27 protein-coding genes are annotated in these 26,726 nt (G+C 46.0%); 12 read left to right on the top strand and 15 right to left on the bottom strand.

Features of this window, described 5'->3' with window-relative positions:
• Genes WH95_RS03655 through modC form a run of 4 tightly spaced genes read left to right on the top strand, consistent with a single transcriptional unit; the run spans position 1 to position 3,468 of the window.
• Entirely contained in the window at positions 1-783 is a 783-nt protein-coding gene (locus tag WH95_RS03655; protein ID WP_046503389.1) for an SDR family NAD(P)-dependent oxidoreductase, read from the top strand.
• Positions 780-1,649 (top strand): molybdate ABC transporter substrate-binding protein, encoded by an 870-nt coding sequence (gene modA / locus WH95_RS03650; protein WP_218044432.1) that lies wholly within the window; start codon positions 780-782, stop codon positions 1,647-1,649. The genes WH95_RS03655 and modA overlap by 4 nt, the downstream gene beginning before the upstream one ends.
• A 41-nt stretch (positions 1,650-1,690) precedes the next feature.
• Positions 1,691-2,356 (top strand): molybdate ABC transporter permease subunit, encoded by a 666-nt coding sequence (gene modB, locus WH95_RS03645; protein ID WP_046502967.1) that lies wholly within the window; start codon positions 1,691-1,693, stop codon positions 2,354-2,356.
• Positions 2,353-3,468, top strand: a complete 1,116-nt coding sequence (modC, locus tag WH95_RS03640; protein WP_046502964.1) for a molybdenum ABC transporter ATP-binding protein — start codon at positions 2,353-2,355, stop codon at positions 3,466-3,468. The genes modB and modC overlap by 4 nt, the downstream gene beginning before the upstream one ends.
• 38 nt (positions 3,469-3,506) lie before the next feature.
• On the opposite strand, the gene WH95_RS03635 is transcribed toward modC, so the two are convergent.
• Positions 3,507-5,267 (bottom strand): methyl-accepting chemotaxis protein, encoded by a 1,761-nt coding sequence (locus WH95_RS03635; RefSeq protein ID WP_052741764.1) that lies wholly within the window; start codon positions 5,265-5,267, stop codon positions 3,507-3,509.
• A 373-nt stretch (positions 5,268-5,640) separates the two neighbouring features.
• Here WH95_RS03635 and WH95_RS03630 point away from each other — a divergent pair, with 373 nt between their 5' ends.
• Positions 5,641-7,812 (top strand): CHASE3 domain-containing protein, encoded by a 2,172-nt coding sequence (locus tag WH95_RS03630; protein ID WP_162199374.1) that lies wholly within the window; start codon positions 5,641-5,643, stop codon positions 7,810-7,812.
• 73 nt (positions 7,813-7,885) lie between these two features.
• Here WH95_RS03630 and WH95_RS03625 read toward each other — a convergent pair whose 3' ends face one another.
• Positions 7,886-8,311, bottom strand: coding sequence for an Lrp/AsnC family transcriptional regulator (locus WH95_RS03625; RefSeq protein ID WP_162199373.1), 426 nt, complete (start codon positions 8,309-8,311; stop codon positions 7,886-7,888).
• A gap of 112 nt (positions 8,312-8,423) precedes the next feature.
• Here WH95_RS03625 and WH95_RS03620 point away from each other — a divergent pair, with 112 nt between their 5' ends.
• Positions 8,424-9,260 carry a nitrilase-related carbon-nitrogen hydrolase gene (locus WH95_RS03620; RefSeq protein ID WP_082113960.1) on the top strand — a complete coding sequence of 279 codons (837 nt, stop codon included), beginning with the start codon at positions 8,424-8,426 and terminating at the stop codon, positions 9,258-9,260.
• Between the two features lie 114 nt (positions 9,261-9,374).
• Here WH95_RS03620 and WH95_RS03615 read toward each other — a convergent pair whose 3' ends face one another.
• The 3 genes from WH95_RS03615 to WH95_RS03605 all read right to left on the bottom strand — a co-directional run bounded on the left by WH95_RS03615 (position 9,375) and on the right by WH95_RS03605 (position 13,044).
• Positions 9,375-9,920, bottom strand: coding sequence for a hypothetical protein (locus WH95_RS03615; protein WP_046502959.1), 546 nt, complete (start codon positions 9,918-9,920; stop codon positions 9,375-9,377).
• Between the two features lie 118 nt (positions 9,921-10,038).
• Positions 10,039-11,250 carry a 5-aminolevulinate synthase gene (gene hemA, locus WH95_RS03610; protein ID WP_046502957.1) on the bottom strand — a complete coding sequence of 404 codons (1,212 nt, stop codon included), beginning with the start codon at positions 11,248-11,250 and terminating at the stop codon, positions 10,039-10,041.
• Between the two features lie 387 nt (positions 11,251-11,637).
• Entirely contained in the window at positions 11,638-13,044 is a 1,407-nt protein-coding gene (locus WH95_RS03605; RefSeq protein ID WP_046502954.1) for an aspartate aminotransferase family protein, read from the bottom strand.
• A 247-nt stretch (positions 13,045-13,291) separates the two neighbouring features.
• On the opposite strand from WH95_RS03605, the gene WH95_RS03600 reads away from it, so the two are divergent.
• Together WH95_RS03600 and WH95_RS03595 are read left to right on the top strand one after the other, a co-directional pair.
• A complete protein-coding gene (locus WH95_RS03600) occupies positions 13,292-14,485 on the top strand; it encodes a response regulator (RefSeq protein WP_046502947.1) in 1,194 nt (397 codons plus the stop codon).
• 141 nt (positions 14,486-14,626) lie between these two features.
• Positions 14,627-15,580, top strand: coding sequence for an AEC family transporter (locus WH95_RS03595; RefSeq protein WP_046502945.1), 954 nt, complete (start codon positions 14,627-14,629; stop codon positions 15,578-15,580).
• On the opposite strand, the gene WH95_RS03590 is transcribed toward WH95_RS03595, so the two are convergent.
• From WH95_RS03590 to nthA, 4 genes are all read right to left on the bottom strand, one after another.
• A complete protein-coding gene (locus WH95_RS03590) occupies positions 15,562-16,080 on the bottom strand; it encodes a DUF2867 domain-containing protein (protein ID WP_204247696.1) in 519 nt (172 codons plus the stop codon). The two genes, WH95_RS03595 and WH95_RS03590, sit on opposite strands and share 19 nt — an antisense overlap.
• Positions 16,081-16,240: 160 nt before the next feature.
• On the bottom strand, positions 16,241-16,597 hold the full coding sequence (locus WH95_RS03585) for a nitrile hydratase accessory protein (RefSeq protein ID WP_046502942.1): 357 nt from the start codon (positions 16,595-16,597) through the stop codon (positions 16,241-16,243).
• Entirely contained in the window at positions 16,594-17,256 is a 663-nt protein-coding gene (gene nthB / locus WH95_RS03580; protein ID WP_046502939.1) for a nitrile hydratase subunit beta, read from the bottom strand. The genes WH95_RS03585 and nthB overlap by 4 nt, the downstream gene beginning before the upstream one ends.
• A gap of 45 nt (positions 17,257-17,301) precedes the next feature.
• Positions 17,302-17,946: a nitrile hydratase subunit alpha gene (gene nthA, locus WH95_RS03575; RefSeq protein ID WP_046502936.1), complete on the bottom strand. Its 645-nt coding sequence runs from the start codon at positions 17,944-17,946 to the stop codon at positions 17,302-17,304.
• Between the two features lie 142 nt (positions 17,947-18,088).
• Between nthA and WH95_RS03570 the strand changes: the two genes are divergently transcribed.
• Positions 18,089-19,012 carry a LysR family transcriptional regulator gene (locus WH95_RS03570; RefSeq protein ID WP_046502933.1) on the top strand — a complete coding sequence of 308 codons (924 nt, stop codon included), beginning with the start codon at positions 18,089-18,091 and terminating at the stop codon, positions 19,010-19,012.
• Positions 19,013-19,019: 7 nt separating this feature from the next.
• Here WH95_RS03570 and chrA read toward each other — a convergent pair whose 3' ends face one another.
• From chrA to WH95_RS03555, 3 genes are all read right to left on the bottom strand, one after another.
• The gene (chrA, locus tag WH95_RS03565) at positions 19,020-20,351 is read right to left on the bottom strand and encodes a chromate efflux transporter (protein ID WP_046503372.1); all 1,332 of its coding nucleotides are present in this window, start codon (positions 20,349-20,351) and stop codon (positions 19,020-19,022) included.
• A 160-nt stretch (positions 20,352-20,511) separates the two neighbouring features.
• Positions 20,512-21,546: a permease gene (locus WH95_RS03560; protein ID WP_046502930.1), complete on the bottom strand. Its 1,035-nt coding sequence runs from the start codon at positions 21,544-21,546 to the stop codon at positions 20,512-20,514.
• 107 nt (positions 21,547-21,653) lie between these two features.
• Entirely contained in the window at positions 21,654-21,950 is a 297-nt protein-coding gene (locus WH95_RS03555) for an ArsR/SmtB family transcription factor (protein WP_046502927.1), read from the bottom strand.
• A gap of 366 nt (positions 21,951-22,316) precedes the next feature.
• Between WH95_RS03555 and WH95_RS03550 the strand changes: the two genes are divergently transcribed.
• A complete protein-coding gene (locus tag WH95_RS03550; RefSeq protein ID WP_046502924.1) occupies positions 22,317-23,234 on the top strand; it encodes a LysR family transcriptional regulator in 918 nt (305 codons plus the stop codon).
• A gap of 65 nt (positions 23,235-23,299) precedes the next feature.
• On the opposite strand, the gene WH95_RS03545 is transcribed toward WH95_RS03550, so the two are convergent.
• Positions 23,300-23,971, bottom strand: coding sequence for an orotate phosphoribosyltransferase (locus tag WH95_RS03545; protein ID WP_046502921.1), 672 nt, complete (start codon positions 23,969-23,971; stop codon positions 23,300-23,302).
• 219 nt (positions 23,972-24,190) lie between these two features.
• Between WH95_RS03545 and WH95_RS03540 the strand changes: the two genes are divergently transcribed.
• Together WH95_RS03540 and WH95_RS03535 are read left to right on the top strand one after the other, a co-directional pair.
• Complete coding sequence (locus WH95_RS03540; protein ID WP_046502918.1) at positions 24,191-25,006, top strand: enoyl-CoA hydratase/isomerase family protein; 816 nt, start codon at positions 24,191-24,193, stop codon at positions 25,004-25,006.
• Between the two features lie 215 nt (positions 25,007-25,221).
• The gene (locus tag WH95_RS03535) at positions 25,222-25,659 is read left to right on the top strand and encodes a hypothetical protein (RefSeq protein ID WP_157845878.1); all 438 of its coding nucleotides are present in this window, start codon (positions 25,222-25,224) and stop codon (positions 25,657-25,659) included.
• Positions 25,660-25,694: 35 nt separating this feature from the next.
• Here WH95_RS03535 and WH95_RS03530 read toward each other — a convergent pair whose 3' ends face one another.
• Both WH95_RS03530 and WH95_RS03525 read right to left on the bottom strand, forming a co-directional pair.
• Positions 25,695-26,093, bottom strand: a complete 399-nt coding sequence (locus WH95_RS03530; protein ID WP_046502913.1) for a PaaI family thioesterase — start codon at positions 26,091-26,093, stop codon at positions 25,695-25,697.
• 39 nt (positions 26,094-26,132) lie between these two features.
• Positions 26,133-26,612 (bottom strand): Lrp/AsnC ligand binding domain-containing protein, encoded by a 480-nt coding sequence (locus WH95_RS03525; protein WP_046502911.1) that lies wholly within the window; start codon positions 26,610-26,612, stop codon positions 26,133-26,135.
• Positions 26,613-26,726: the final 114 nt, after the last annotated feature.

Below are 26,726 nucleotides of genomic sequence, written 5' to 3'. Positions count from 1 at the left end.
ATGAATACTAAACCTAACGACAAGACTGAAAACACGGCTGTTGATGCTGATAGCCGTAAAACCTTGATTTTAACAGGTGCGAGCCGGGGCATTGGCCATGCTACGGTTCAGTATTTCAGCCAACGTAACTGGAAAGTTATTACCTGTTCCCGCGAAGATGTGCCGGATCATTGTAAACGTGATCCGAACTGGGCAGATCACATTGTTACCGACTTGAATGATACCGCAAGTACCCAGAGCTTTATTGACCGTGCGAATGAAATACTGGATGGCGAACCTATCCATGCCTTGGTCAACAATGCGGCTGTTTCACCTAAAACATCTTATAAAGAGCGTTTGGGATGTTTGAATGGTGATGTTGATACATGGCGGGAAGTGTTTGAGTTGAACTTTTTTGCCCCCCTAATGCTTTGTCGTGGGTTTGCTTCTGCCCTAGGGCGGGGGGAAGGTGCCGTGGTTAATATTACTTCTATCGCCGGGCATGGTGTCCATCCCTTTGCGGGTTCTGCCTATTCGACGTCTAAATCGGCACTGTCTGCTCTTACCCGGGAACTGGCCGTCGAGTTTGCCCGGTTTGGTGTACGGGTTAATGCTGTGGCACCGGGCGAAATTGAAACGGCAATGATTGGCGAAGAATACGAAGCATTGATCCCCAGGATTCCGATGAACAGAATGGGTGAGCCAAGTGAAGTTGCCTCTGCTGTCTATCAATTGTGTACGCCAAACTTTGGCTATGTTACCGGGACTGAAATTTTTGTCACAGGTGGGCAGCATCTATTTTGATTATTGGGTTTGGGGCGCTACCCGAAAAACATCTTTTAAAGCGATATTTCACGAGGATACAGGCAATTCAAGCTTTTTTGGGCAAGCTTTATAAAGAGTTCATTTTCTTAGCTGTTCTGGTGGCCGGAATAGGATTTAGTCTTGTTCCCGCCTTTGCAGAGAATGCCAAAATTGCTGTTGCAGCCAACTTTACCGCGACGGCAAACGAGCTTGCAAAGGATTTTCAGGCAAGAACAGGTCATAAAGCGATTCTTTCTTTTGGATCGACTGGCAAGCTCTATGCGCAAATTATTCATGGTGCACCTTTCGATGTATTTTTATCAGCGGATCGCACACGTCCTCGGAAGTTAGAAGAAGATGGGCATGGTGTCCCATTGTCCCGTTTTACCTATGCTTACGGACAGATTGCTCTTTGGACACGGGATAAAACTCTTTTGGGTGATAAAGAGTTTAGTGATGTGACTATTCCTGCTTTGCTAGAGGAGAACAGGTTAACACGTTTGGCCGTGGCCAACCCCAAGACGGCCCCTTATGGTCTTGCGGCTGAACAGTATTTAAAAAAAATCGGCATATACGATCAGATTAAGGGCAAGACAGTTTATGGCGAGAATATCGCCCAGACTTATCAGTTTGCCTATACTGGCAATGCCGAGGTCGCCATTGTAGCCTATGCACAGGTTCTGGGTAAGCCAAGAGGAACTAGCTGGCTTATTCCGCAAGAGAGCTATGAGCCTTTGGGGCAGGAAGCTGTTCTTTTGAAAAAGGGGCAATACAATGAAGCGGCTTTGGCTTTTATGGCATATCTGAAAAGTAGAGATGCGGCTGTTATCATTACAAAATTCGGGTACACTCTTGAACCAAGGTAAGATTTAAAACGCCAAAAAGCCTTTCAGGGGGAGTTTTGTACATGTGGGATCCTATTTGGATCACTGTAAAGCTGGCTTTTATCACAACAGTTATTTTGTTGGTGTTGGGCACGCCTGTCGGGTGGTGGCTGGCTCGATCCAAGGCCTGGTGGAAAGAGGCTGTTGCTGCGGTTGTTGCCCTGCCGATTGTTCTTCCCCCAACAGTCATGGGGTTCTATCTCTTGATTGCCTTGGGGCCAGATAGTCCCATCGGGCAAATCACGACAGAAGTTTTTGGCAGGGCCTTGCCCTTTACTTTTGCTGGGTTAGTTGTTGGGTCTGTCATCTATTCCATGCCATTTGTGATACAGCCGATCCGTAATGCGTTCGAGGCAATTGGGGATCGCCCGTTGGAAGTTGCTGCGACCTTGCGGGCGTCGAAGCTGGACAGCTTCTTTTCTGTTGCGTTGCCAATGGCCCGACCGGGTCTGCTTACCGGGGCGGTTCTTGGCTTTGCGCATACAGTTGGGGAATTCGGTGTTATCTTGATGATCGGCGGTAATATACCGGGAGAGACCAAGGTGCTTTCTGTTGCCATTTATGACCATGTTGAGGCTTTGGAATGGGGGCAAGCACATGTTCTTTCGGCGGGACTTCTGGTGTTCTCGTTCCTTGTCATTCTTAGCATGATGATTCTAGAGAAAAAACTGGGGCGTCGATTACGATGACGCATTCCATTGATAATGGCATTGTTGCCCAGTTCTCTGGTCCTTTGGATCACTTTGATCTCTCGGTCGCATTTGAATTACCCGCGCGTGGTGTGACAGCCCTGTTTGGTCGATCTGGCTGTGGTAAAACGACTGTTCTGCGCTGTTTAGCTGGATTGTCGGATGTGGATCGTGGTCATCTGTCGGTTAAGGGGCAGGTCTGGCAAGACGATAATCACTTCGTGCCAACGTATAAAAGACCAGTTGGTTTTGTTTTTCAGGATGCGAGCCTGTTCCCGCATCTTTCGGTTTATGAAAACCTGATCTTTGGACAAAAGCGTGCGGGCGCGCGGGCTAATATTGTTCCGATAGATGATTTGGTAGAGCTTCTGGGGCTGCAAGATTTACTTGAGCGTTCAACACATCACCTTTCTGGGGGGGAACGTCAGAGGGTTGCGATTGGACGGGCCTTGTTGTCCGGGCCAGAGCTTTTGTTGATGGACGAGCCTTTAGCGGCATTAGACAGGTTCAGCAAAAACGAGATTATCCCTTATCTGGATCGTTTGTTTAAAACCCTTGATGTTCCCGTAATATTTGTCAGCCACGATACTGAAGAGGTCGAAAGACTGGCGGATAGCATGGTTTTAATGGATCAGGGAAAAGTTGTTGCGAGCGGCCCGTTAAGCGAGGTTCTTTCCGATCCCACCCTGTTTATTGCCAAAGGGCCAAAGACGTCCTCTGTGCTTGATGTCGAAGTTTTGTCATTTTCTGATAAAGACAGAATAACCGAAGTCGGGGTCGAAGGTGGTGTTCTTCTAATTCCTGGTGAGCTGGGGCCCGTTGGTAGCAAACGCAGGATATCTATTGCAGCAAAGGATGTCAGTCTGGCACAGGAAAGACCATCAGAGACGACCATTTTGAACGTGGTCCCTACACGAATTTTAGATATCCATCTGTTGGATGGCGCCCGATGTAACTTGCTTTTGTCGGTTGGCCACAAGGAACAGAATGGCGCTAAATTCCTGGCCCGAATTACACAGAGATCATTGCGGAAGTTTGATTTTACTGTTGGGCAAGAAATTTATGCCCAGGTAAAATCAGTCTCTATGGTTGGGGGCAAAAACGGAAACTGAAGCTGAACCGGAAACGCCTGACGTTCTTGAGGGCATGTTTACGCTGATCTCAGGTTTACAAGGAATTTATCAATTTCTGTGCTCAGAACATTTGATTGTAGTGAAAGCTCTCCAGTTGCAGATAAAACTTCCTGCGCGTTGGTTTCTGTTTGTGATGCACCATTTTTAACCTCGGAAATACTGTTCGTAACATCCTGGGTTCCTTGCGATGCTTGTTGAATATTAAGGGATATTTCCTGAGTTGCTGCTTCTTGTTCTTGCACAACACTGGCAATTTGTTTTGTGATATCGTTCACTTTATTAATGGTTGTGCTAATGTTTCCAATCGCTTCGGCTGTGTTACCGGCAACACTTTGCATCTCTGCAATTTGGTCTGAAATCTCTTGCGTTGCTTTCGCCGTTTGATTGGCGAGGTTCTTTACTTCACTGGCAACGACAGCAAAACCCTTTCCAGCTTCACCCGCCCGTGCCGCTTCGATGGTCGCGTTCAGGGCGAGAAGGTTCGTCTGTTCTGCGATATCGTTGATCAGGCTAACAACAGAACCAATACGATCGGCCATTTCTGCCATGCCCTGAACTGTCGAGTTAGCGCTTTCTCCTTCTGATACAGCTTGTTCCGTTATCTCAGAGGATTCCTTTACCTGGCGCGTAATCTCCTGAACAGAATAGGATAGCTCTTCCGTCGCCGAAGCTACTGTTTGTACATTCTGTGATGCTTGATCTGATGCGGCGGCAACGGCGAGAGCCTGGGAATCAGTTGCTTTCGCTATCGTACTTAGGGATTCAGCAGATGAATTCATTTCTGTGGCTGCGGCTGCAACGGACTGAATGACATGGCCAACGGTGTCTTCTAGGTTTTGTGCCATATCGAGCCGTGCTTGTTCTTCGGCTTTTTCTGCCCGTTTCTTTTGTGCCGTTGCTTCGGATTGCAGTTTTTCGTTTTCAGCAAGCTTTTCCCGAAAGATATTCAGGGCTTGGGCGACTTTTCCTATTTCGTCGCCATTGTTTACTTCTATGGGGGTTTTTGTATCCCCTGACAACAGAGCTTCTATTGACGTAACAATCTTTTTCAAAGGTGAGGTTATATTTCTTCTAACAAGAAGGAAGGAAATTGATGAGGCTGTTATTAAAACAATTATGGTCAGAACAGCAAGAACACGTAGGGCAAAAATTTCATGTTGTTCTGCTGAGATGGCTGCCTTGGCGGTAAACTCTTCAACTTCAAACAGGATTTCTTCCAGTTCATGTATTAGCTGCTCTGCTTCGGCTTCAAACTTTTCTTCTGCGGCGAAAGCTTCTTTGAATTTTCCAGTTTCTAGCAGGTTAAATATTTCATTGGCGTGCTTGTCATAGTCGTGATGTTCTTTCTCGACTTTTTTCAAGACTTCCAGGACATGAGTGAACTCTTTTAACTGATCTTCAGTATGAGCTTGGGATATCGCGACTGCTGCAATTTCTTCACCCTTGAGGATTTCGCTATCAATAAGAGTCGTTAAATTTTGAAAGGATTTTTTTGCCTTGTCATATAACGCGCCAAAATGAGCATCATCGGTGCGGTGTTCACCATACTTTGCTGCGCGTTCATAGCTAATTGTTTGTTCCAGCTGGTGTGTGGTAATTTTTGTCAGAATATTGGTTAAGGGAATATCCTGTTCGGCAATTCCTTCCAGCTCAGTCCCGATCTGTTGCATTTGGTAGATAGAAAATCCAGAGACACTAAGCAATGAAAGGAGACAAAGCCCCACCACGGCCAGAATTTTTGCACTTACTGATAAAGTTTGGGGCTTTTGGGCAATCATCGCATATTTTTCCTAGGAGTATGTGATATCTTAACTTGCTGTAATACAAAGACATATATATGGATTCATACTATGGTATGCAGGACGTTAAGCTAATCTTATTAATAGATTGCTAATTCCAATCTTTTTCTGATTTTTTTTGCAGAAAGAATAGGGATAAAAGGTTTAGGAAGTGTAAGGGGGCTTTGTTTTAATCGTTATCAGTGTGTAGTTTTTTCATGGTTTACGAAGCAAAGGATGAAATTTTTGAAGTATAAAAGGAGTTGTAGATATTAAGTTTTTGAAATCTATCCAATAAATAGAATTAATGTCTTGGTAATTATAATTCGGTATGTTTTTGAAAAAAAATAATTACGTCCCGGATAGTAGTTTTATGAAATGGTCATCTCTTAAGACCATGCCGAAAATTCTTATTGGTGTGGCAATTCCTTTGGTTTTACTTGTTATTATCAGCTTGGTTAGTTTTACGTCTATAGGTAATATTTCAACGGCGACAAGGAATGTAGAATCAGCTCACACTACTTTGGAAGAGATGACAGATGTTATCGCTTCTGCAGTGGATATGCAGACATCTATGCGGGGATACCTTCTGGCAGGTCAGGATAGTTTTCTTGCCCCTTACGAACAGGGACAGGAAGAAACCTATGGCAAGATTGCCAAGCTCAAAGAATTTGTAGGCGATAATCCGGAACAATTGGCCCTGTTAAATGAGGCCGAAGCGACTTTAAAGGAATGGCAGGACGTCGTCACCGGCCCATCCATTGCACTGCGTCGGCAAATTGGCGATGCCGAGACCATGAATGATATGGCGCGGCTGGTGGCGGAAAATAAAGGTAAAGTTTATTTTGAAAAAGTCCAAGGCCAGATAGCAGGGCTTATTAAACAGGTTGTTACGCAACGGGAAGAACGGCAGAAGAAAATTGATGCTGTTTTAATGTTTACCAAGCTGGATGCGGCTTCTGTTGGAAAGATGTTGAAAGAAGTAAACGATACCAATGCTGTCATCATCGAGGCTAATGCCGTTTTCAAAGCGGTTGTGGATATGGAAACGGGAATGCGCGGATATTTACTTGCCGGGCAGGAAGATTTCCTTAAACCCTATTTGGATGGAAGTACGGAACTTTTCAAAAAAACGGCCAATTTGAAAACTGCCCTTAAAGATAACAAGGAACAGGTTGAATTGCTTAACCAGTTGGAAGCGACGGTTAAGGAATGGCAAGAAAAAGTTGTAGAGCCTTTGATCTCTTTAAGGCGGAAAATTGGCTCTGCAAAAACCATGGATGACATGGCCGATCTGGTCGGAGAGGCCAAGGGGGAAGAATATTTCTCTGCTTTTCGTGCGACGATGGCTTCTTTTGCAACAAATGAACTTGCTCAGTTAGAAAACCTTAAGGTGGAAACAGAAAGTACAGTAACAACAACAAATACAGTCATTATTTTGGCCACTGTTGTTGCAATCCTGCTTGGTGGAGGCCTGGGAATGTTGGTCGGTCGTGGTATTGCACAACCGATTAAACAGATGACGGGTGCCATGGGCCGCTTGGCCGGGGGCGAAAAGGATGTGGATGTTCCCGGGCTTGATCGAGAGGATGAGGTCGGAGAAATGGCCACGGCTGTTCAGGTCTTTAAGGACAACATGATTAGAACCGAGGAACTGGCCAGAGAGCAGGAAGAAATCCAGAGGATGCGTGATGAGCGCACCAATAAAATTTCTACCTTGACGAAAGATTTTGATAGTGGGGTTTCAGTGCTTCTGGAATCAGTGGGAACAGCGGTTTCCGACATGGAAGGGACGGCCAAGTCCATGTCGGATATTGCCCAGCGAACAAAAGAACGTGCGACTGTCGTATCCGGGGCTGCTCAGGAAGCATCGGTTAATGTACAATCGGTTGCCAGTGCAACAGAAGAGCTGTCTTATTCCATTAAAGAAATCAGCCAACAGGTCAATCAATCTTCTGAAATTACCAGCAAGGCGGTTGCCGAGGCGGGTAAAACAGATCAACAGATCCAGGGTTTGGCTAATACAGCTGATCAGATTGGGGATGTGGTGCGTCTTATTTCGGATATTGCAGAACAGACCAATCTTCTTGCGCTTAATGCCACGATTGAAGCTGCCCGTGCTGGTGAAGCGGGTAAGGGGTTTGCTGTGGTGGCCAGCGAGGTGAAAAACCTTGCCAATCAAACAGCCAAGGCAACAGAACAGATATCAGCCCAGATTGATGCCGTACAAACGGATACCAAGAGCGCGGTGACTGCAATACAGTCTATTACCACAACAATTAACGAGATTAACCAAATTGCGGCTGCAATTGCTTCCGCTGTTGAAGAACAAGGGGCGGCCACTTCTGAGATCTCTCGGAATATTGAGCTGGCGGCAAATGGCGCGGGTGAAGTAACGAATAACATTGAATCTGTCAGTCAGGCAGCCAATGATACCGGGGCCGCATCCGAACAGGTTTCGTCGGCAACGCGAGAGCTCAACACCAAAGCAGATAATCTGCGAGGTGAAGTTGAAACCTTCCTTAATGCGATCCGATCAGCTTAGATGATCTTTTATTTCGGGGATTAAGCGGAGCGCTCATTTTTCCATTCCCTGATACGAGCTTCTAAATTCAGGGTTATTGATAATGGGTAGCGAGAAGGATATTTGTCTCTGTTTCCATAACGTCCTCATGCGTTCTTATATCGGCAAGGGCACTATCCAAATTTTCGAGTGATTGTGTGTGAATTTCGACAAGGATGTCATAGGGACCACTGATGGTATGGAGTGCAACTATTTCCGTTCTTCCAGAAAGATAAGCCATAATCCGTTTGTTGGATTTTGATCGCATCTTAATTCTTGCATGTGCCCTGATTGGTGCCTGAGCATCAGTGTTTGAGCTTTTAATTGTAAAGCCCTGAATGACGTTCTGTTGTAGAAGTCTGTGAATACGATTCTGAACCGTTGCCCGGGAAATGCCAAGCTTGTGGGCAAGGGATACAACTGGCTGTCGTGCATCTCGGCGTAATAGAGCGATTAGTTCTTGGTCTGTATTATCTATCATTTGCACATAATGATACATGATTTGTACATTTTGAAAGAAATAAATCAATTTGTTGGCAATTATGTATCTATTTGTTGGCAGTGCATCGCGCGATACTCAAGGCATATCCTAAATGAGACAAAAGATACTTCGCATAAAAGTGATGCTGTTTTGTCATTGCCAAAAAGTGAGAAATGAAATGAGAGTGACCGTTTGCCAATTCGATAATCGAGCGGAACGAATTGAGGACAGTTTTTCATCGTTGGCTAATCATGTGCAAAAGCATAGTTCGGAATTTGTCTTGGTTCCCGAAATGTCTTTTTCATCCTGGTTAGCGGCATCAAATGTGCCGTCTGCTGAGGCGTGGTTGAATGCTGTGGAAGCGCATCAGGAAATGATTGAACGTTTGGCGGAGCTTGGTGCAAAAGCTGTTCTTGGGACGCGACCTGTTCTGGATGCAGGGCGACGCCGAAATCGCGCTTATTTGTGGCTGGAAAGTCAAGATCTTACCGAATTTCATGACAAGTGGAACTTGCCAGACGAAGAAGATTACTGGGAAGCAACGTGGTATGACCGGGGGGAGAAAAATTTCTCTACTGCTCGGTATGATGATGTACGCATTGGGGTGACGATCTGTACCGAGATGTGGTTCTTTGAACACGCCCGATCCTATGCAAAGCAACGTTCGCATCTGTTGTGTGTGCCAAGGGCGACGCCACATGGTTCTACGGAAAAGTGGCTAGCAGGGGGGCGTGCGGCAGCTGTTGTTTCCGGTGCTTATTGCTTGTCTTCAAATCTTTATAACCCGAAGGGCGAAGGAGATAACCTTGGTGGTTTGGGGTGGGTTATTGATCCTGAAGGGAATGTCTTGGCGACAGCAACGCCCGAAGATCCCTTTGTAACCGTCGAGATTGATATTGATTTTGCCGAAAAATCAAAAAAGACCTATCCACGATATGTTGCGGATTAAGGGTTCTGTTTTTTTGAATACATAATATTTCTGCGAAAAAATAAAGAGGCGCCAAGTTTGGTGCCTCTTGCGGTAATCTAAAACTATGGATGATGTGCTGAGAACTTTGTTATCCTAGGCCACACTTTTTGCCATATCTTCAGCCATATTTTCATAGGTTTTTAGCTGTTCAGTAGTGTGCTTGATATCCAGGTCGAGCCAGCTATCAAATTGCCCTTCTGTCGTCGAATAACCCTGTTTTAGCTCCAGAAGACGATTGAGTTGTCTTTCATAGATATCGACGAGCAGGTTTACCTGCATTGTCTGTGTCGTCTGATCTGCGAGGTGGAGTAAGCGCATTTTTATCGCAATGATCAGCTTGCTCATATCTGTAACAGGTGCGCGAAGGTTTGATCCCATCAAGTAAGAGAACTCTTCTTGCCCGGCATCGGTGAGTGAAAGTGTCTCGGTTTCGGAAGCTTTATCAAGGCTGACAAGGCCTTCTACCTTAAGGACCTCAAGGGGAGTACCAATAAGATCCAGCGATGGACCCACAACAAGGCTGGTGAAGCCACGAACAGTTTGGGCCAGCATGGCATAGCTCATGGGTTTTTCCATCAGCAGGCCAAGTGCGAGAAGGCGTGTTGCTTCTGCGGGGACCAATGTATTGTCGCGGTACATAGAGTTCTCACTCCTGAATAGAAGACGTCACTGATTAAGATATCAAACTACAGTTAAAATATCCCGAAGTTTTTTATCTGTCCAGTTAAATGAGAACTATTCGCAATTAAGGCGATTTTCAGGCAGCGATTTTTAGTTCTAGCTCTTGCCAGATTTCCTTTAACGCCTTTACCAGATAATCAATGTCATCATCGCTGTGAACCGGGGATGGTGTCAGCCGCAATCGTTCAGTACCTTTGGGTACGGTCGGGTAGTTGATTGGCTGAACATAGATGCCATAACGGGACATTAAAGTATCTGTTATCTGTCGGCATGTTTTGGGATCACCAACCATGACAGGAACAATGTGTGTTTTCGAATCGAGAACTGGCAGGCCAGCTTTCTTAAGACGCTTTCGGGTTTCCTGTGCGCGATCCTGATGGCGGCTTCTTTCAAAGGCGCTTTCTTTCAGGTGACGAATGGATGCCAGTGCTCCCGCTGCAACCGCAGGGGGAAGAGAGGTTGTGAAGATAAAACCGGATGCGTAGCTGCGGATAAAGTCAACAAGGCTTGCAGAACCTGTAATATAGCCGCCAACAACACCAACGGCCTTGCCAAGTGTGCCTTCGATAACATCCAGACGATGGGTCAGGTTTTCTCTGTCGGTAATGCCACCACCGCGGGGGCCATAAAGACCAACTGCGTGCACTTCATCCAAATAGGTCAGGGCGTTATATTTATCGGCCAGATCGCAAAATGCTTCGATAGGGGCAACATCACCGTCCATAGAATAGACGGATTCAAAGGCAATAATCTTTGGACGGGCGGGGTCTATTTCCTTGAGCTTGGCTTCTAGATCTTCGGGGCTGTTGTGTTCAAAGATAACCCTGTCGGCTTTACTGTGACGAATACCCTCGATCATAGACGCATGATTCATGGAATCAGAGAGAACAACACAGTCTGGTAGTTTTGACGCCAGTGTACTTAGGGCGGCCCAGTTAGATACATAACCAGAGGTAAAGAGCAGCGCAGCTTCTTTTTGATGCCAGTCGGCAAGCTCTCTTTCAAGCAGTACATGGTAATGATTGTTACCGGAAATATTCCGTGTACCACCCGCACCCGCACCACATCTGTCCAAGGCATCGTGCATGGCGGCAATAACTTTGGGATTTTGCCCCATTCCCAGATAGTCATTGGAACACCACACGGTTACTGGACGGGTACCATCCGTGCCGTAGTGAGTCGCATTTGGGAACTTACCAGCTTTACGCTCCAAGTCAGCAAAGACACGGTAGCGACCTTCTTCTCTCAGGTCCTCTATCGCCGTACTGAAATACTCTTCGTAGTTCATTTGCTCTTCTCGCCTAACGTGAGCCGTTTGATCCGGCTTGTTCTTTTACTTGTACACAGGCTTTGCTGTAACAAGCTTATCAGCTGTTGAATTAATGAATAGTTTATCGCAATTCAACAACAATTCGCACTCTATCGCGCCCCTATTATATCACCAACGCGACTGAACGACGCATAAAGTTTTACTTTCTTTATACACAACAGTGTTATCGCGGTTTAGGCGGGGCGTAATTGATCGATGTCAATTGTTGGAATTCTTTTCCAATTTTACGAGTGGTGTGCTCTGTGAGCTATGTCTTCGGGTGTTTGCGTGTTGGAGAAAATGCGCCACAGGGCCGCCATCAGTATTTGATGATGGTCGTCCGTGGCGCATAATATTTGGTAAAAGCTAAATCAGCCCTTCTGCTTTAACCCAATCCAGCGTTTTGTCCAAAGCTGTTTTGAAACGGTCGAGCATTTGGTCGATTTGATCTTCGGTAATGATCAACGGCGGACAGAAGGCAATTGAGTCCCCCATGTTTCTGATAATCAGTCCCTCTTCAATCGCGCGTTCGTTCAGATAGGTGCCGACTTTGCCAACGGGATCAAAGCTTGCTTTGGTTTTTTTATCTTGGACCAGTTCGACAGCCGCAATTAGGCCGACACCCCGAACTTCGCCAACTAGGGGGTGGTCTTTGAATTGGGCGAGGCCTGCTTGAAGGTGCTCACCGACCTTGGCTGCCTGATCAAATAGGTTACGCTCTTCGTATATTTTCAGTGTTTCCAGCGCGACAGCAGCACAAACAGGGTGTCCTGAATAGGTATAACCATGACCCAGAACACCAATTTTGGCAGAATTATCGGCAATGCCCTGATAGAGTTCATCGGAAATCATGACAGCAGAAATTGGCAGATAGGAAGAGCTCAAGGCCTTGGCAACGGAAATGATATCAGGTTTCATGCCAAAGGTTTCACAGCCAAAGGTATTTCCCGTACGACCAAAGCCGCAGATGACTTCGTCGGCAATAAGCAGAATATCATATTTTTTGAGGACGATTTGAATCTTTTCCCAATAGTCCTTTGGCGGAACAATGACACCACCTGCTCCCATAACGGGTTCACCGATAAAGGCTGCAATGGTCTCTGGTCCTTCGTCGAGAATCATTTTTTCCAGATCATTTGCCATTCGGGTTGAGAAATCTTCTTCACTCTCTCCGTCTTTTCCAAAACGCCAGTAATGTGGGCAAGAGGTGTGAAGAATATTGGCGATTGGCAGATCAAAATCAGTATGGTTTGCGGGCAAGCCTGTCATGCTGGCGCTTGCCACGGTCACACCGTGATACCCTTTCATTCGGCTGATTATTTTCTTTTTGTTCGGGCGGCCAATTGCATTGTTGTAGTACCAAACCAGTTTGACGACTGTGTCATTTGCTTCTGACCCCGAATTGGCAAAGAAGACTTTCGACATGGGGACGGGGGCCATGGAAAGCAGCTTTTCAGATAATTCAATAGGGGGGATCGGCGTCTTGTGAGTGAAGCTGTGATAATAGGGCAGCTCTTTCATTTGCTTGTTTGCAGCTTTGATCAGGCGGTCTTCCCCAAAACCCAGAGATGTCGACCACAGCCCTGCCATTGCTTCTATATAGGATTTCCCCTGGTCATCGAATACGTTAATGCCTTTGCCATGAGTGATGATCAATGGGCCCTTTTCCTCATGGGCGCGGGCATTTGTATAGGGGTGAAGGCAATAGGCGACATCTCGTCCAGCCATGGAATTAGGTACGCCCGAACTAGCTGACTTGGGGGAATCACTCATGTTAAATCCTGCTCAAAGGTGTTTATTTTCTATTGGTTGATTACACCCGAGACGAAATGGGACATCAAGTCGGGAAATGGTGGAACAGCATATTTTTTTAAGAATTTTATCTGTGTTTCTGTTCCGAAGAAACAAGTAACCAAGCTTATAATTATGGTAATACTTTTGGGATTATTATTTAGCGATAAGGCGTAAAACAGTGTGACAGTATGAGAATAAGTTCTTGAGGCGGATGAGTTAGAGTTCCATGGATGATGGCTATCAACGATTAAGAATAGAGTTTGTTGATCAGTGCCAGATGGTGACAGATGAACTTGAGAGCTTATTGAATAATGTCTATGACGGTAAACAGGATCCGCGCAAGGCCATAGAGCTTATTCGCCGTGAAATGCATAATCTAAAAGGACAGGGCGGTATATTGGGATATCCGGTGATATCCATGATTGCCCACCGGTTAGAGGATTATCTGGTCAAAGAGCAGGCCCTTGATATCAGCAGAATAGATGACATTAATGTGTATCTTGATCATATCAGAGGGATTGTCGTGCGCGATCAGCTGCCATCCGAAGCAGAGGTCAATGAGCTGCTTAGGTCATTACCACATTTTGGTTTTGCAGGGCATAGTGAGCTTGAAAGAGGGACGATTTTCGAGGATGTCGAGGTTATGATGGTGACGTCCAGCAAGCTGCATCGGCAACGGCTGGAAAGTGCTTTAAAAAAACCTGGATGGCGTCTGATTTTTTTTGCGCGCACACTCGATTTGCTTGAAAATGCTTTAGCCAGCCCGCCAAACGGTGTCATCGTTTCCGGTGAGTTACCACTGGTTTCGGGGGCAGAGTTGGCGCGGGTGTTTTTGGCGTTGGAAAAGTTAAGAAACGTACCCGTTGCCATACTGACAAGTCGTTCTAAAAACCATAAAAGTTTCGTCAGCTTGATCGAAAGTGTGAATCTGATTTCTACCGGACAAGATTTCATTCGGGATGTTCAGCAGTTTATCGAAGTCTTTTCTCCTCGGCCTGTTGTGACGCGTTCAGAGGAAGGAAAACCAAAGATGAAGGGAGGGCGATCCGGACAACTGGAAATCCTTTTGGCCGAAGACAATCGAATCAATCAAATTCTTATTCAACGGTTTTTGGATGACCAACCTTGTACTGTAACCTTGGTGGAAAACGGTGTTGATGCGCTGGATGCTTGTCGTAAAAAGATATTTGATATTGTCTTGATGGATGTCGTGATGCCGAAGATGGGGGGCGTCGAGGCCACAAAAGCTATTCGTCTATTGGATCAGTCATGGGTTAAGAATGTCCCGATTATCGCGTTAACCGCTGATTACTCTGCGGAACATCAAAGAAGCTATCAGAAAGCTGGTATGACCCAATGCATTGGCAAGCCAATTGAGCCCGAAATCTTGCTGAATGTTATTGAAAAGCTGACCCGCTAACTACGGCATAATCTGCTGTTTTGCCCATGGTTTTTAAGTTTCCGTGTCGTGATCGAAGGGAAGTGGTTGAAGTGTAAGGAAAAAGTGGTTTAAGGTTATAAAACACTTCCTTCCCTTATTTACCCCTCGGATGCAGACCTCATGCTGGTTGTCTTTGAAAGTATCTTTCCGATCTTTGCAATTATCTTGCTTGGGTTCGGGTTGCGTAAAAGCAATTTTGTTCCCAAGGAGCACTGGCGGGTTCTGGAAGAACTTTGTTTCTGGATATTTTTCCCCTGCATTTTGGCAACCACTCTGATCAAGGCTGATCTTTCTGCAATAGAGCTGGGGCCCTATGTTTTTTCAGCGCTGGCGATGATGGTCAGTCTTGGTATCCTTACCTTGCTTCTGTGGCCCTTACTCCGACAACTATGGGGGACGAGCAGGGGGCAGTTCTCAACAGTTTACCAGACCGTCACCAGATGGCATGGTTTTATCGCTCTGGCCATTGTTTTAAAGCTATATGGCTCTGAAGGAGGGGCATTGATCGCTTTGGCTATGGCGATAATGGTGCCGTTTTTACAAATAACGAATATTTTAGTTCTGGCCACCTTCTCGGATGATGAAGGTCAGTCGGGCCCTTCTTTGCCAAAAGTTGTGAAAACAATAGTTGTGAACCCTTTGCTTTGGGGTGTTCTAACCGGGCTTGTACTTAACCTGCTTGATGTGGCGGTGTGGGAACCAGCCATGACAATGGCTGATCTTTTGGGGCGGGCCGCCTTGAGCATGTCACTATTGGCTTTGGGGGCGGGATTAAGCCTCAAGGCCGCTCTCAGGCCTTCGCGTGAACTTCTGGTCGGGTTGATCGGCAAGCTGATGTTGACACCCGCTGTGATGGCTGGTTGGGCGTTGTGGTTTGGTATTTCAGGCTTATCATTTTCCGTCCTTATGGTTTGTGCGTCTGTTCCAACAGCAATGAACGGATACTTGCTGGCCAAAAAAATGGGGGGCGATGCGGATCTGTATGCTGCAACGTCAACTGTACAGACAGTTGTTTCGTTCTTTAGTATTCCTTTGGTGTTATGGTTGGCTAAAACCTACGCTAACGGGTTATGATTTTGATCCATTTGCGTTTTGATACGTTTTAAGTCTGCCCGTACAATCAACCTGTGGGCTGTGGCCACAGGAATCATATAAAGACGTCCCAAAAGATTATGAGTTCTGACTGATGATGTAACGGTTAGCGTGGTTTTATCCGTTGTTATACAGGTCATTACATCCAGATGCTTGTCTCTGGCCGTTAGTGTCAGAATATCCGGTGCAAGGTGTTCGACCATAAAGAAATCGAGACGCTCACCGACGCGCAGATTTTCTGGCAACTGACCAGAAAAACCCTTGATGGGTTTTATGCCAAACCAACCTGATATCCTGTCGCGCAGGCGAAATGCGAATTTCATTAAGGGGGCGGGGTTTGAGCTAATTATTCGCCATGCTTCCAAGGCCGTAATCTCGCGGGATAGGGTGGCCGATTGGGTATCATAAAAATTGAGTTTCTCTCGCGGTGCCAGAAGCTGTGCTTTCGAGCTTTCATTAAGTGAAAAGTGTTTTGTTATCAAATGAATAGCTATTCAATATAAAGTTTGAGACTCATATCTATGCATGTGTTTTTTTATTTCAATGGTTTTCTGTGATCATAGAAAATAATCGATTGTATCGGTGGTCGTTCTGCAAGAAGCAAGTGATCTTTTTGCCAATGTATTGTCTGTTAAAAACAGGCTATAACTCAACTGGCTGTCCGTGTGGTGTGCGCAGATAAGCACTGCGCCATTCTTCTTTGCGGGCAAGCAGCTCTTCAGGCTTGATGCTTTGTTTTTGTGAAACCATCTTTTCAAGCACGTTGAGCCAATGATCGTAATAGGTATTGCCTAGATCGGGGTCTCCATTTGCTTGGGCAAGCTTGATTTCCTGACTAAACATGTTCACCCATTCCGACCATGTGAAATGACCTTCATCACAAAGACGCACAGCCATGGCAAAAGCCTGTGCCTGCCATGGTTCAGCAAAGACGGGGCCATCCTCGTCGGTGGGGATTTGTGGAAGACTATTACAAAAGTGTTGAGTTGTATTGCTCATGCCGGATCCATGTAACTTTGCCAGAGATCAACGTGTATGGTTGTATCGTTGCCCTCGCCCCACAGTTGGTTGCCGTCAAACGATACATTGTAGAGGTGCTGACCTATTTTGTTACCCTGTGCATTTTCATCGGGAAAAATAAAGCTGCCGTAATAATCGGTAATTGTGCCCTTATGGCCGCGGATATATCTGGGGGCGCGCGTATGTCCTGTCGGGTTGAATTGTATAACCCTGATTTTGTCACCGATTTGAAAGCTTTGCGGATCATCTGTTGCCAAATCGCATGGCCCGCCAGCTAAAAGAATATCTTGAACGGCTGATGCTGGTGCACATTTTTCTATAAGCTCTGCGGGCGCTGGATCTATTGCTTTTCCCTGTGCCAGTTCTTCGGGCGAGATAACACCGCGTTCTATTAATAGTGTTTCCAGACCAGCGAGCCAGTTTTCATAATAGCTATTGGAAAGGTAAGTGATGGGGTGTTGACGTTCCCGCGCAAAGCGGGAAATGTCTATATTCCACTGTCCAAGCCATCCGGCTGTCAAAGTCAAGCCAAGGGCACGTTTTTCCCACTCTGCGTGGAAAACAGGTTCTTCCAGCTCAGGTTCCGGGTTAATTGGCCCTAATCCATGCATGCCCCCCAGATCGTGTGCACCGTTCATAAAGTTTCTCCTGTTATGAATATTTTCTGTATCCAGGCTTGGTGGTCAAGGGGTCTTGCTTGCTTCTATTGCGCGCAGTTTTTCCGGTGTTAGCGCGTGTTCAACGCCGATCATGGAATTCCGGGTAATCAGTTTTTCAAGCTCTTCTGTTGTCCAGCCATCTGTGTTTGCAGGGCGCTGGGGAAGGACGAGAAAACGCATTTCCGATGTTGAATCCCAGACAGATATTTTCATCCCTTTGGGAAGTGTTGTTCCAAACTCTGCCAGAACTCCTTTGGGGTCGGATACCGCCCGGGCGCGATAGGGGGCAGATTTATACCAGACAGGGGGGAGGCCAAGAACTGTCCAGGGATAACAGGAACAAAGGGTACAAACGACGAGATTGTGTTGGGTCGCTGTGTTTTCGACCACCTTCATGTGTTCGCCCTGACGCCCTGTATAGCCCATTGAATGAATGGCCTTGTTCGCATCTGACAGTAACAGCGATTTAAAGTCTGGATCGGTCCAGGCTCTTGCCACAACCTTTGCCCCGTTTCTCGGGCCAACCTTGGTTTCATAGGTTTCAATAATTTCATCGATGGCGGCGGGATCAACCAACCCTTTTTCCACAAGAAGGGATTCCAGGGCCTTGACCCTGAGGGCAGGATCAGAGGGAGGGGCTGTATGGTCGTGAGAATGATCATGTCCCATGATTAGGTCCTGTTTGATATGTGCTTGTGAAGCAATCTAGAAAAATCGAAACAATTAAAAGTATGAAACAGAAATTTCTATAAATACAACAAATATGATAAATAAATATTATTAATAAAATTAATAGTATTAAGCCTGAATCATGGACCTAAATCTCTTCAAAATTTTTGATGCGCTGATCGAAGAAGAAAACGCTACACGGGCTGCTGTGAAGTTGGGAATAAGCCAATCGGCCGTTAGTGCAGCATTGGGACGGTTAAGAGATGTTTATCGTGATCCCCTGTTTGTTCGCGTTAAAGGGGGATTAAAGCCAACGTCCCGGGCAATAGAAATTAAGCCCTATGTACAGGATGTTTTGAATGCGGCGCTTAAAAGTTTGGAATTGTCCCAAGATGACAAAGCTATTGGATTTGTTAAACTGGGCATGTCTGATGATATTGAAATTGCTTACGGTGCTGCAATTATCAAAGCATTGAGAGAAGAATTTCCACAAATCAGGCCCATAATAAAACAGACATTTAGCGACGTAACGAGCGCTTTGTTATTGGATAAATCCTTTGATATTGCCATTGGTTCAGGCGGGCTTTCCAATTCACGTCTTCAACGCCAAGCCGTTGGGCAATCATGCTATTTGACCATAAGCGAAGTTCCTGCGGATAACGGCATTGCCTTTACCAAGAAAGAATTTTTGGAACGTGAGCATCTCTTGATTTCATCCGGTGGTTTGGTGGGGGCTGTTGATGAAGTTCTAAATATGACCGGTGAAAGGCGTAAGGTTGCCGCCTCAACAACACATTTTGCGACCACAGATCTCTTGCTTGCAGGCACTAGCTATATTGCGACTATCCCAGCGCATGCTGCCCTTGTTTTGGCGCAGAGATCTGGTCTGTTTTATTCTGATTGCCCGGTTCCGCTGAAACCATATCCAATTGAACTGTCACTGAGCAAAACATCTTTGCGAGATGCTAATCGGGTCAGAATTTTTGACTTTATTTCAGATCTTCTGAGAAACTTTTTAAGGGCTGATCCTCCTTTGATGCCAAAGCATCGTCAGGCATTTTTCTAAGGATTGACTATAACCCTGTCCAGACCAGCCCGGCCCCACTAAAAGCAGAGATCATCAGGACGCGGGTAAGGCTCCAATGAAGTTTCAGAATCAAAAAGCCACAGACTGAAGAAAGTAAAATAACCCGCCAGTCAAGCGTATGGAAATCAGGCACCCAGACAGTGACTGGACCGTATGGCTTGGCCTGTACTTTGGAAAAGAAAACATGAAGACCAAACCAGATAGACAGATTTAAGATAACACCGACAACAGCAGCTGTAATGCCGCTCAAGGCACTCCGTAATCTTGGTTGAGTACCGATCCAGTCGATGTAGGGTGCGCCGACAAAGATCCAGAGAAAACAGGGGGCAAAAGTAGCCCACAATGTTACCAGAGCGCCCAGTAGTCCAAGAGCTAGTCCATCTTCGCGGAAAGCGGCAATGAACCCGACAAACTCTGTCACCAAAATCAAGGGACCGGGGGTTGTTTCTGCCAGTCCAAGTCCATCCATCATTTCGCCGGCTGTTAACCAGCCAAAGTGAATAACAACATCCTGTGACATATAGGCCAGCACAGCATAAGCCCCGCCGAATGTAACCACAGCCAGCTTGGAAAAGAAGATCCCGATGTCATTGAGGATCGACTGTGGTGCGAAGGTGTTGAGCAAGACTAGCGGGGTCGCCCATATGATAAGCCATAAGGCAATGGTTCCTAAAGTTTGCTTTAAATTACGAGTACGCTTCTTGGTTTCTTCGGGAACCGTTGTATCAGCATTATTGCGCAGGAACCCAAACAGGGCGGCAACGACAATGATCATGGGGAAGGGAAGATTTAGAAAGAAGATGCCAATAAACGCCAGTCCGGCAATAAACCAGTATTCCGGTAAATGCAGAACTTTTAGGGCAACGCGATGAAGGGCCTCTATCACAACAATCAAAACACAGGCTTTCACGCCAAGGAAAAGAGCATTTACAAGTGGAACATCGCCAAAGAAGGCATAGATCGTGGCAAGGGCCAGTACAACCAGTGCCCCGGGGATAACAAAAAGTAATCCCGCTAATAATCCGCCAAGAAAGCCGTGTAATCGCCACCCGGTATAGGTGGCAAGCTGCATGGCTTCGGGGCCGGGCAGCAGCATGCAAAAACTGAGCGCATTGAGGTATTGCCGTTCGCTTAACCAAGATCGCTCTTCGACGATCATGCGGTGCATTAACGCAATCTGAGCTGTTGGGCCACCAAATGACAATAGCCCGATTTTTAGCCAGACATGAAATAGTTCCCTTATAGTGGGGGAGGACGACGTTGTTGGCCCTCTATCGGGTAAAGATGCTTTTGGCGATGTAAGGCTTTCTTCTGACATCTTCATTCATTTATTAAAATGGCTTTGTAAGGGGAGTTTCCTGACCATAACTCTATGGGGTTATTTCCAGAGGTCAATCAAGCTTTGATGAAATTTTAGTTTTGGTAGTAGGGATAGGGCCTTAGATGGTGCTAAGGCCCTTATCAAGATTGAGTATTCCCTATAGGGTTAGCCAGGCTGTGAAAGCATAACCCGATACGATTGCGCCAAAAAGACCAAGCAGAAGATAGAGGAAAAAGACGGGCTTTTTGACCAAAGCATAGACCCCCATTGCTGCTGGAATTGAAGAAACTGACCCTGCAAGCATAAAGGTCATGCCCGTGCCTGCGCCCATGCCAAGTTCGATCAAACTGTTGATGGTTGGAATGGCGGCATAGCCGTTCAGATAGGCTGGAATACCGATAAGCGCCCCAAGCGGAATTGACCACCACTGTTCATCCCCGAAGAGCAGAGCAACCTTGTCAACGGGCAGATAGGCGACCATCAGGCTTTCGAACAGGAACGCAAGTGCCAGCCATTTGAAAAGGAACCAGCCATTGGTCATGGCCTCTGTCTTAAAGGTCTCTGTTCGCTTGGGATCGCGCCAGAACTTCCAATAGATTGTTGTGTCCGGTTTCTTATCAGGGGCACAGGACGATCCGCAGCCCCCTGATGTTTGCGGACGCATGATTTCCTGAAAATAACCCGCCCGTACCATCAGATAAGCAACAATACCGCCCGTTGTTCCCATCAGAAAAGCAGCAATGGTTTTGAAGGTCGTGAATTCCAGACCGAAAACGGCGCTGGTAAGAATGAACATTTCGGGGTCCATCAGGGGCGAGGAAATCCAGAATGCCATCACAGGTGCCAGGGGGACGCCCGCACGAAGCAAACCGGCAATCAAGGGAATGACACCACAGGAACAAAAGGGGGATAGCGTGCCAAATAGGGCGGCAATACCAATACTGACGATGGGGTTTCCAGATGTTGTTGTATTGATTTTGCTGTCGAGATTACTCGCCTTTGTATAGGCCGCGACACCAATTGAGAGCACAATAAATGGAAGGATCGTAACGATATTTTTGCCTGCAAAAACAATCGAAGGCCAAAGCTGACTTTGATCGAAAATGGCAATTAATATGAGGGTGAGCAAAAATGCGAGGATGACTTTATCCAGCCGCAAGCTGTTCCATTTTGTTATTTCTAGGAAAGACATAACATTACCTTGTTTCTGGAATTATCGAAATATTAGGGTGGATTTTTTTGACATTGTTCTTTTCTTTTGGTTTTCGATTTTGTTTATTTCGGGGTTAATCTCTGTCGTTAAGCTTTCTGAAGCCCTTTACAACAGTCTTCCATCAGATAGTCCAGCAGACTGTTTGTTAGCTGGTAATCCAGTCGGCACCGTAAAACCCGACCTTCACGTGACTGGATTAAGAGTCCCGATGTCATCATGTGAGAAATATGATGTGAGAGCGTGGAATGTGGCATATTCAGTTCTTTTTGAATATCGCCGACAGCAAGTCCTTCGTCTCCGGCTTTCACCAGCAGGCGAAACATGGCAAGGCGCGCCGGGTTTCCCAATTTGGAAAGACAGACTGCTGCTTTATCTAATTCCATATCACCCTCAGATATTATTTCTATATTTATCGAAATAATATCTGAGGGGATTTTTGTCAAGCTATGATGAAAAATATCTGCTGATGACAGTAACTTTGACTTGGTTATTCAGGGTTTGATGCCACTCTTTAACAAGGGGTGTCGGCTTTGTTAGGGCCAATCTTGAAGAATGCAGTGTTCAGTGATTTTATGAAATAATGTAATATTCTGAGTGCCATTTTACTCCGTTCGTTACGGGCGGCGTATTCATATGAATTTCGGGTATGTAGCATGAGTACCTCCTGTTCTTTAAAAAGAACTGTCTCATGATTAGAACTTTTGTATAATTGGTATAATTTTAATAACACTTTCCTAAGTTTTTGAATAATGCGTTTAGATGATCTCAGGTTTTTTGTTCGGGTGGCTCTCTTAAAAAATCTCTCAGCTGCGGGGCGGGAATTCGGGCTTTCCCCTTCTGCAGCCAGTGCCCGTCTGGTGACGCTGGAAAAGTCTGTCGGTAGTCAGTTAATGTCGCGGACAACGAGGTCCATTGCCCTCACAGAAGCAGGGCAGATTTTTAAAGAACATGCTTTGGCTGCTCTTAAGGAGATTGATGTTGCTCTCTGTCAATTAGACGAAAAAGCCGAAGAACCAAGTGGTTCCCTACGTATATCTTGCAATATGTTTTTTGGCAGGAAGCATATTCTGCCTTACCTTAATGAATTTAGGGATCGTTATCCCAAAATTACTTTGGAGATGAGTTTTTCAGATCGCTTGGTTGACCTGATTGCAGAGGGCTATGATCTCGCGGTTCGCGGGGCAAAGTTACCAGATTCAACCCTGCGTGCCAGAAAATTGGCAGGAAATCCAAGAGTTCTTTGTGCCTCTCCGGAATATATTGCCCGCAAGGGAGAGCCAAAAACACCGGACGATTTGAATAAACATGAATTTGTCGGGGTAAGTTTTATGCCCTACTGGTATTTCGAAGGACCAAAAGGGGAGATTACTTTTGATGCGACCTCTTCCATTATGGGGGATTCCGGGGATTACGCTTACGATGCCGCGCTCTATGGTATGGGGTTGACGGTAAAGTCTGTTGCTCATGTCTGGGAAGACTTGCGCGATGGACGTCTTGTGGAGTTGATGACAGATTATCCGGTGGCGCGTAGTGGCGAAATTTGGGCCGTTTATCCACCGGGTAATTTCACACCACCCAAGATTACTGCTTTTATCGATTTTCTCCGCGGAAAGTATGGCTCGCCGCCTTACTGGGAAACAGATTACAGAGAAGCAAGAAGTAACTGATTAGGCATGAAAAAAGGGTGGAAAAACTACCACCCTTTGAATTTGTTTGGTTTGGGATTAGCGCCTTAATCCGCTTTGCCGCCACGCTTTTTTGACCACTCGTTTGGGCTGCTCAGGAAAGAACGAACCGTGACAAGGTTGTCATTTTCAAGATAGCCTTTTTCTTCGGCAACTTTCAGGGCATCCCACCAAGTGGCAAGGGCGTGTAGTGTCACGCCTTCTTTGGCCAGATCGGTGACAGATTGTGGATAGATGCCATAGTGGAAGAACACAAAGGTATGATCACATTTTCCACCTGCATTACGGATCGCTTCGACAAAGTTGAGCTTTGAGCCGCCATCTGTTGCCAGGTCTTCAATCAACAGAACACGACTGCCTTCTTCCATGAAGCCCTCAATCTGTGCATCGCGCCCAAAGCCTTTTGGTTTTTTCCGAACATAAAGCATAGGCAGTCCCATACGTTCTGCGATCATGGCTGCGAAGGGGATGCCAGCGGTTTCACCGCCCGCGATGGCATCAATTGACTCATAACCAATGTCACGCTGGATCAGCTCTACGGCCATATCCATCAGTTTGGCACGGGCGCGAGGGAAAGAAATAATCTTTCGGCAATCAACATAAACAGGACTAATGCGACCAGATGTAAAGGTAAAGGGATCTTCCGGACGGAAGAGAACAGCTTCGATTTCCATTAAAATAGAGGCCGTTGTTCTGGCTGTTTCGGTAATTTTGCTCATCGCGTATCTGATCCTTGGGTCAGTTGCCGATAGCTCTTTGTTCAAAGCTATCCGAATAATTTTGATCTATTTACCTCTTGTGTTGACAAGCTGCAATATTTTTCCCCCTTGGGAAGCACTGGTAAAAAAACATTCATGTAAACAATAGCGCTATTGGATGATACTGGTTATCTTGTTACGCAGATATTATTGCCAAACTGTACTGGTTCGTGAGGAAGAATGTCTGAGATTTCTCAAAAGGATAACAAAGAGAAGGCACAAGACACTGTCTTGGTCTGGCGTGAGGATAATATTGCTACTGTTGTCTTGAACCGTCCGGAAAAACTGAACGCTTTTAACTTGGCAATGTGGCATGACCTGGGAACTGTGATGCTGGAACTTGGGGACGATGATAGCGTGCGATGTGTAATTATTCGCGGGGCCGGTGGACGGGCCTTTGCTGCCGGTGCAGATATTGCAGAGTTCAAAAAGGTGCGCTTTTCATCGCAACAGGCTGCCGACTATGCAAAGCCTATGGACCGGGCTGCGGACGCCATTCGCCAATGTCCGCATCCAACACTTGCCTTTATTGAGGGGGCGTGCATGGGCGGCGGGTTAGAGATTGCCGCCCAGTGTGATCTTCGGATAGCCAATAAGTCAGCCCGTTTTGGTATTCCGATCAATAAGATCGGAAATGTACTTCCCTATCCGGCGATGATTGCTTTGGTGGGGTTGGTCGGACGCAGTGTTACAATGGAGCTGCTTTTAGAAGGACGCATCTTTTCGGCTGAAGAAGCTTACATCAAAGGGTTGATCGGTCGTATTGTCGATAATGATCTTGCCGAAGCTGAGGTTTATAATTCTGCCAGACGAATAGCTCAGGGCGCACCACTGGTGGCGCGTTGGCATAAAAAACATGCCGCACGTGCACAGGACCCTACGCCATTAACAGAACAAGAATTGGCACAGCCATTCCTTTGTTGCGATACCGCAGATTACAAAGAAGGTATCACCGCTTTTCTTGAAAAGCGAAAGCCTTGTTTTAGAGGCGAGTAAAAGTAAGTAATTCTCTGAATCCTAAGGGTTTGTAATTGTACCGCCAACAAGTTGTACAAGTATAAATCTCTATCTTTATATCTATAAAAGTGTATATAGTTATACGGACGGGTCGGAAGCCGTTTCTTTCCGGTTGTTGTGTTTTTGTTTGGCTGGTTTGTATGTATCAAGTTCTGGATCTGAATGAGATCCCAGAAAATTCCCCGGTGTCCCACATGGCTTCCTATTATGCGGATTTGCCAAAGCTAGAGGTAGAACAGGACCTCTTGTCTCCTTTACCTCAATGGTCTGATTTTAATCCACTGGACGTTCATAAAATACTCCCCTGGACGATGGTGATCCAACGTGATGCTGCCAACCCATCGGGCCATATCATTAAGCTTGAGGGGGAGAAAATAATAGAGGCTTCAGGTGTAAATTCCATGGGGCAGAGTTTGTCCGAAGCTTTCTCTCCGGAAATGGCCGAGATCAAGTGGCAAGAAATGGAAGATGTCGCGCAGCAACGGTCCGTGTCCTATACCCAAAGCCCGGTTCCCAGAGCTGACCGAGCTTTTATCGACCTTTATCGGGGGTGTTTCCCCTTTTGTGATTCGCAGGGGGCTGTTTGTCGTTTGGTGGTTATTGTTGCACCTGTGAAAGATGTGGTGCTGTAAGCAGAATATAAATCAGAGGCGTTTTTGGGAAAAGGTCAGAATAACTTCATCACAGCTTCGCCATGCCCAATAAGTTGTCCATGTTGATTTTTGACATCGCACGATAAAAACTTGATGTGTTTACCGCCACCTTTCAAAAGCCCGGTCGCTATTAATTCATCCCCTGTTTTTGCTGATGCGGCAAACTGTGTGTTGAGCGAAAGGGTTACGGCGCGATTGCGTTTCTTTGGGTCAGGATTGTGGATCAAGGTATAACCACAAGCCGTATCAATCAGGGTCGCGAGAACGCCGCCATGCATAATTCCGGCACTGTTGAGATGACACTCTGTGATTGTTAAGGCAATAGAGGCTGATCCTTCTGTCCATTCTGCAAGGCGGTAACCCATGTGTTGTCCAAAATTGCTCAGGCTTTCTTGCGGAGATGATGTCTTCATAACAGTTCCATAGGTGACAGATATTAACGAAGGCAAAGATTAGAAGTTATCTTTTACGGGTAGTATATTCGTGTTTTTGACTTCTTCCATGACAACATAGCTATGGGTTTGGGAAACCCAAGGGGTTGCGGCCAGCTTGTCCCCCAGAATACCACGATATTCTGCCATGTCAGCCGCCCGTACCTTTATCAGATAATCAAATCCGCCGGAAACCATGTGACATTCCAGAACTTCCGGTATCTCCATCATTGATTTTTTAAACTCTTCAAAGGCAGCAGAAGTTGTTCGTTCAAGAGTAATCTGAACATAGACCAACAAGCTTGCGTTTATCTTCACTGGATTAAGCGAAGCCATATAGCCTTTGATATAATTGCTTTGTTCCAGTCGCTTGACTCTTTCAAGGCAAGGCGTAGGGCTAAGGTTGACCCGGCGGGCCAATTCGACATTGGATACCCGACCATCTTCTTGTAATACACGAAGGATGTTGCGATCTATTCGATCCAGTTTTCGTTCAGTCATTCAGTTTATATAACTAGTAATTTTGAAATTTACTAGAGATAATATCGTATAATTTGTAATTATAGAAGCATATATCGCTATTATTGGGGTATATTACTTCCAGATATGAATACA

The organism is Kiloniella litopenaei, assembly GCF_000982415.1.
Classification (GTDB): Bacteria; Pseudomonadota; Alphaproteobacteria; order Kiloniellales; family Kiloniellaceae; genus Kiloniella; species Kiloniella litopenaei.
Note: the sequence above shows the minus strand (reverse complement) of the source record. Positions and strands in the feature narration are given on the sequence as shown.